Origin of the sequence: Paracoccus sp. MKU1, assembly GCF_001447385.1 — a bacterium.
Taxonomy (GTDB): domain Bacteria; phylum Pseudomonadota; class Alphaproteobacteria; order Rhodobacterales; family Rhodobacteraceae; genus Paracoccus.
Window position 1 is genome coordinate 1 of sequence record NZ_LLWQ01000123.1, and the last position, 5220, is coordinate 5220.

General features: G+C 59.2%; 5 protein-coding genes and 1 pseudogene. 2 read left to right on the plus strand and 4 right to left on the minus strand.

The genetic code is table 11. From position 1 onward, the window contains the following. Positions 1 to 166 (minus strand): annotated as a pseudogene (locus tag AQY21_RS29680) (IS21 family transposase); the annotation flags it as partial. A 117-nt stretch (positions 167 to 283) separates the two neighbouring features. On the opposite strand from AQY21_RS29680, the gene AQY21_RS08025 reads away from it, so the two are divergent. Continuing rightward, positions 284 to 2038, plus strand: coding sequence for a helicase-related protein (locus AQY21_RS08025; protein ID WP_058097190.1), 1755 nt, complete (start codon positions 284 to 286; stop codon positions 2036 to 2038). Between the two features lie 368 nt (positions 2039 to 2406). Here AQY21_RS08025 and AQY21_RS08030 read toward each other — a convergent pair whose 3' ends face one another. Continuing rightward, entirely contained in the window at positions 2407 to 2868 is a 462-nt protein-coding gene (locus AQY21_RS08030) for a DIP1984 family protein (protein WP_203416451.1), read from the minus strand. Between the two features lie 173 nt (positions 2869 to 3041). On the opposite strand from AQY21_RS08030, the gene AQY21_RS08035 reads away from it, so the two are divergent. Then, complete coding sequence (locus AQY21_RS08035; protein WP_152988162.1) at positions 3042 to 3590, plus strand: metallophosphoesterase; 549 nt, start codon at positions 3042 to 3044, stop codon at positions 3588 to 3590. 108 nt (positions 3591 to 3698) lie between these two features. Here AQY21_RS08035 and AQY21_RS08040 read toward each other — a convergent pair whose 3' ends face one another. Both AQY21_RS08040 and AQY21_RS27710 read right to left on the minus strand, forming a co-directional pair. Further along, entirely contained in the window at positions 3699 to 4313 is a 615-nt protein-coding gene (locus AQY21_RS08040; RefSeq protein WP_058097191.1) for a hypothetical protein, read from the minus strand. Between the two features lie 10 nt (positions 4314 to 4323). Continuing rightward, positions 4324 to 5097: a PD-(D/E)XK nuclease family protein gene (locus AQY21_RS27710; RefSeq protein WP_082658035.1), complete on the minus strand. Its 774-nt coding sequence runs from the start codon at positions 5095 to 5097 to the stop codon at positions 4324 to 4326. Positions 5098 to 5220 lie beyond the last annotated feature (123 nt).

A 5220-nucleotide genomic window follows, 5' to 3' on the forward strand; every position in this document is an offset into this window, starting at 1 on the left:
GGCGTGGCTGAACCGTCCGGGTGTAGGTGAACTCCGTTATCCCGGTACGGATCACCTTGCGCACCACCTTCTTCGACAGCTTCAGGTCGCGGCAGATCGTCTTGATCCCCTTGCCCTCGGTAAAATGCAGCCGCCTGATTTTTGCGATTGTCTCCACGATCAGCATCCCGCGCTCGGCCTCCGATAATCCTCGGAAGCACTTTGGACCCAACCCCCGGTCGGTGGGGTCCCTTTTGGACGCCGATCACCCCAGAAGCGGGGTCCTTATTCCACGCCGGTCAACATGTTCATCCGGCGTGGCAATGAAATCCCCGGACTGTTCGGCGCATTGCGGGCGGTGGTGATCGACGAGCTGCACAGCGTGCTGGACAGCGAGCGCGGGGTGCAGATGCGGTCGCTGCTGAACCGCATCGAAAGCCGGCTTGGCCGCCCCTTGCGTCGGATCGGCCTGTCGGCCACGCTGGGCGACATCGGCCTGGCCTGCGCCTATCTGCGCCCGGACGATCCGGGCGCGGTCGGGCATATTGCCGCGACCGGCGGCGGGTCGGAATTGCGTGTGCAGCTTCGCGGCTATGTCGCGGGCGGCCCCGATCCTGATGAGCCGGCGGCTGCCGATCTGGTCGCCGGGCACCTGTTCCAACGGCTTCGCGGCAGCAGCAACCTGGTGTTTGCCGGCAGCCGTGAACGGGTCGAGATCTATGCCGACAAGCTGCGCCAGCTGTGCGACGCGGCGGGATTGCCGCAGGAATTTCATGCCCATCACGCCAGCCTGTCGCGCGAGCACCGCGATTTCGTCGAGCGGCGGCTCAAGGACGGGCGACTGCCGACCACGGCGATCTGCACCTCGACGCTGGAACTGGGCATCGACATCGGTGACGTGACCTGCGTGGCCCAGATCGGCGCACCGTTCAGCGTGGCCTCGCTGAGGCAGCGCCTTGGCCGATCCGGACGTCGCGCCGGTCAGCCGGCCATCCTGCGGCAATATGTGATCGAGGCATGGCCGCGCCCGGATGCCAACCTGGCGGATCGGCTGCGGCTTGATCTGGTGCGTGCCGTCGCGATGATCGACCTGCTGATCGAAGGTTGGTGCGAACCGCCAGCGCCCCAGGCGCTGCATCTGTCGACGCTGGTCCACCAGATCCTGTCGGTGATCGCCGAGCGCGGCGGCGCGACAGCGGCGGGTTTGCACCGCCTGCTCTGCCGGGAAGGCCCTTTCCGAAGTGTCAATGTGGCCCTTTTCCAGCAGGTCCTGCGCGCCATCGGCCATCCTGACACCGCCTTGATCGAGCAAGCCGGCAACGGCATCCTGCTGCTGGGCGGCAAGGGCGAAAAACTGGTCGAGCATTACAGCTTCTACGCCGTTTTCCAGACCCCCGAGGAATACAGCCTGCAGAACGGCGCCGAGAAACTCGGCACATTGCCCGTGGACAATATTCTTGCACCGGGCTCGTTGCTGATCTTCTCGGGTCGACGCTGGCAGGTGCGTGAGATTCACGCCGACGCGCGCCTGATCGTGGTGGATCCGGCCAAGGCGGGCGTTGCACCCGATTTCGCGGGCAACCCGGGTCTGATCCACGACCGCGTGATCCAGCGGATGTTCCATATCCTTGGCGATCGCGCGGTGCCGGTCTATCTTGAACCGCTTGCCGTCGCGCTGCTGGAACAGGCGCGAAGCAGCTATTCGGCGCTGGGCAGTGAGCGCATCCATGAACTTTCGCCAAGGGCTTTTCTGCTGATGACGCGACGGGGCACGGTGGTCTCGACCACGCTGGCGCTCGCGCTGCAATCCGTGGGCTTCCGGGTGCAGCCCTATGATGGCGTTTTGGAGGTTCTGGCCACCGACGCCACCCCCGATCTGCGCGCCTTCCTGACCGGTATCGCCCAGGGCGCCAGCGTGGACCTCTTCGCCCATGACCCGCCCTTGTGCTTCGAGAAGTTCCATCCCTTTCTGACCCGGCCGCTGTTGGAGCAGGACGCGTCGTCGTCGCGGGTCGATCTGGCTGCGCTTGCAGGCCTTTGCAAAGAGCTGACGTATTGAAGGCCGACAGCCGTGGCGGGGCGAGGGGAGAGGGCGCCCCTGTCTCTCGGCCACGGTATCCTGGAACTGGACAGGCGCTCTGTTCGGTGGTTGCGTCTGTCATCTTCGGCCGCCTTCATTCACCGTTTCCGGTGCCTTGATGATTTTGGCCATGATCATTTTGCTCGGCGCGGAACAATCCCCCTTGCCCTCCCTCTCCTGCAATCGGATCAATGCGCGGTTGTCAGGTGTCACTTTCACCTTGCTCCTGTCACAGTGCTGGGAATGAGCTGTGTCGGCACGCCGCCCCTGGCGCTGCTGCAGGTTCCGGACTTCGCCCGCCGGTGGGATGTATTCGCTTCCGATCGCCGGATACCGGCCAAACCCTGTCAGTCCATCAGTTCCGTATGCCAGTTCGCCTCCTGAACTCGGGAATCGAGATCACGCAATTCCTTCGCCAGCGCATCGGCCGTCTTTTGTACCTGCGCCACCGATATCATCGGACGCCAGCGCACCTCGCTGCGCGTGCCGACCATCCATGTCAGCGTGGCCTCTTCGGCAAGATCCCGATAGGCGCCCTGTCGTAGCCGCAACACGTCGCGGGCGGCCAGCGCATCGGTCAGGACGCCGCCGTCGAAGGCCGTCCGGCTGTTGGTGCGGTTGATCCGGGCGATCATCCGCTGAAGATCGGCCGCAAGGCGATCATGCTCGGCCAGAAGGCTGGCCGGATCCTCGGCGGGTTCATCGCCCTCCTGCACCTTGGCATTGCGCAGCAATCGGGCTTTCAACTGCTCCAGGCGCTTTGTCATGTCGCTGCGCTGAACCAGCGCTTCGGCAAGCTTCATGGTCATGTCCCCCTATTCGGCGCTGCAGGCAGGAAATTCCGCCGAGGCTGATTCTTCCGGTGTCGACTCGGTTCTAGTCACCTAATGCGTCATTTCCGGACGTGTCGCAGAAGCCGAGGGCCTTTTACGGCCCGCACCGTATTGCGATATTGGTCGTGCCCTGGTCGAGAGGTTCCCGCATGGCCCATTTCTTTACTGCCGACACCCATTTCGCCGATGATCCGGTGCGGCGGTTCTTCGGGCGTCCCTTCGCCTCGTCCGCTGCGATGGATGCCGCGATGATCGACCGCGCAGGAGTAGTCGGCGCCGAAGACGATCTGTGGATCATCGGCGATTTCGCCGCCTGCGAGACCGACGTGGGGCGCATGGCCGCGCAGGCGGCCTTCGCCGTGCTACCTGGGCGGAAACATCTGGTGCGCGGCAACCACGATCCCGACTGGCTGGTGCACACGCTGCCCTGGGCCTCGGTCCACGATCTGGTCGAGGTCGCCATCTGCGATCGCCGCTTCGTCCTGTGTCATTATCCGCTTGTTACCTGGAACGGTGCGCGGGCTGGGGTGGTGCAGTTGTTCGGCCATGTTCATACCCGCTGGCGCGGTGCCGAGGGGCAGGTCAATGTCGGCGTCGATCAATGGGACTTCACCCCGGTCACACCGGATCAAGCGGAATTGGAGGCTTTGATGCTGCCGCCGTCGTCCTTGCAGCGAATGGTAGAGGGGGACGCATGAGCGAGGGAGACAACAAAGGCGCATTTTGACAGGTGTGATCTCTCCACCCTATCCTCATGGCAGAGGGCAGGATGGGGAAGCATATGGTCAGATGCTGGGCGCGGACAGTTAGGCGTTGAACCGCCGCACGGCCTCTGCAACCTTGTCAAGAATTGGGCGAGCCTCCTTTATCTTGTCGAGAGCAAGACCAATCGGTGCAAGTGCCGTAGACAGATCGTCGTCTGCAAAACCTTTTGCAACTTCCTCGCGATCAAACTTTAATGGCAGTTTAAGAGCGAAAACGCTGGCGTCGAACATAAACCCTAGCTCGGCGAGCTCGCTCACTTCATCTGTGATCGTGCTTGCTAGTTTGTTCAGCCTCCTTACTCCGGTCACTGTATTCGTGAAAATAGTAAGATAAACCCGCCTTTCAGGTCCGCCCGCAAAATGCGCGACCCAGGTTTCGGACTCATCGTGCGCGTCAATACCGCAGACGAGATAGTAGTCTCCTCCTACTTCTTCACCCTCGGCGCGCCACTCGGTTGGGGCCAGCCACGGGCCGTCGTTGAGCTCACTTCCAGGGCCATACTCCCAAGAAAAAGTTCTTTGCTTCTCCTCAAATATATCTCTGGATGCCTCGTATAGCTTTGCATCCATTTTCTCTGTGGCAATAGCGTAAGCATCCTCCAAAAGTTCAATATTTCGTGCGATTACCTCTGCCGCCTTGAGCTCCGCTTCGTCCATGATGCTCTCCTTAGTGTTTAGAAACATAATCGCCAAACCTGTTGATAATATGGTTGACTATAGCTTGATTATCCGAGGAACAGGATATTGCGGACCTTGCCGATGCCGCAACATCCTTCCATGTGGACAGATATATTCCTGAGTCTTCCGTTTTGTAGGGGGCGAGAAGTATAAGGAAAGAGCACTTTCCGATGTGAGTGGCGCGTGCATTCAAAGCCAGCGCATAACGCTCAAGTTGCCTCTCCCCAAGTCCCGCTCGGATTTTTATCTCTATTCCTACTAAAAACTTATCTGTTTCGACGATTAGATCAACTCGGTCCGCCTCATCGCCCAGAGGGTTGACTTCCGTATAAATTTTATAGCCTCGGCGCAATTCATCTTCCCAGTTCTGTTTTGGAATGGCTCCTTCCAGATAGCTCGTGATGAACGCGCGGGATACTCTTCCACCAAAATCATAATTCCAAAGTCCAGCAAGAACACGTGCCGTTCTGACCTCATAGCCGTTCAGACCCACAATCGACCAAATATCTAAAAAACCTCCGCACTCTATTTCGATCTTCAGAGGGGTTTGGACTGCGTGGAAAAAATTCGACAGATCAGTTGCGGCACGCGCTCGTTTTTCCGCTCGTTTCGAATCGGTAATAAGGATTGGTATCTCATTAAAGAAAGCCGTTAGTTTTTGCGATAAATCAATCGCATTTATATTTACTGTGTGAACTGCGCCGTAGCTGGCAAAGAAATCAATCAAATCCTCTTTTGCTGCTATGTCATTTTTCCCTACCATATTATCTTTCCTAAACCCGTTATAGCGCCAATCTTAATATTGCGGACCTTTTTTAGAAACGATTATCCCAACACTTAACCCGGTGCGGTTCTTATTTATTTCGGGCCCTCACTTCCACCTTAT